The 816-nt window shown below is 64.8% G+C and carries 1 protein-coding gene; it reads left to right on the forward strand.

Annotation, left to right across the window (positions count from 1 at the left end; translation table 11 throughout):
• Positions 1-53 precede the first annotated feature (53 nt).
• A complete protein-coding gene (locus CH275_RS27945; protein WP_256991260.1) occupies positions 54-569 on the forward strand; it encodes an RDD family protein in 516 nt (171 codons plus the stop codon).
• Positions 570-816: the final 247 nt, after the last annotated feature.

Here is an 816-nt window from a genome sequence, read left to right on the forward strand (position 1 = left end):
GCTGTGAGCCGGCTCCGTATGCCGCAATACCGCCGGCAAGAGGGGGCGGGTAATTGCCCGGGAACTACCCGCCCCCGGGCAATTACCCGCCCCCTCTTGCCGGCGGTATTGCGGCATACGGAGCCGGCTCACAGCTGCCCGGTGGTGCGCAGCCGGGCAGCCTCGGTATACGTTTCGCAGCGCGCTTCGTGGACGGGCTGATCGTCGGAGTCGTGCAGGTGATCCTCTATCTGATACTTCCGAACGGGTTCTTCGGAAGTCTGATCTTCGGGATCGTCTCAGCGGTTCTCGCCTTCGCATATTTCACCTACCTCGAGTCCTCTCGTGGCCAGACTCTGGGCAAGCAGATTTTCGGCCTGCGCACTGTCGGTGCCGCGGGCGGAATACCGACGCAGGCCGAGGCGGCCAAGCGCAATGCCTTCCTCCTGCTCAATATCGTGCCCATCGTCGGCAGCTTCCTGGTGTTGGTGGCGTACATCGTCATCGCCGTGACCATCAATTCCAGCCCCACCAAGCAGGGCAAGCACGACGAGATCGCCGGCGGAACCCAAGTCATCAGCATCTCGTAACAACCCGTCCACACACGAGCGGACCTCCGAAAACCCAGGAGGCCCGCTCGTCTGCATTCGAGTGTTCGCGGGCCCAGGATGCCCTGAGGTACCCACTCGTCCCACCACCGACCAGGAGAACGACGTGCCCGACAATTCGACCGACGAACCGCGGCCCGGCGAGGGCTCCGATCCCGACCGCCCCGAAGCGCCGAACCCTCCCCCGCCCTACACGGGAAACACCCCGCCGCCTGCCGGCGGTCAGTAC

It is taken from the genome of Rhodococcus sp. 06-235-1A, from assembly GCF_002258785.1.
Classification (GTDB): Bacteria; Actinomycetota; Actinomycetes; order Mycobacteriales; family Mycobacteriaceae; genus Rhodococcoides.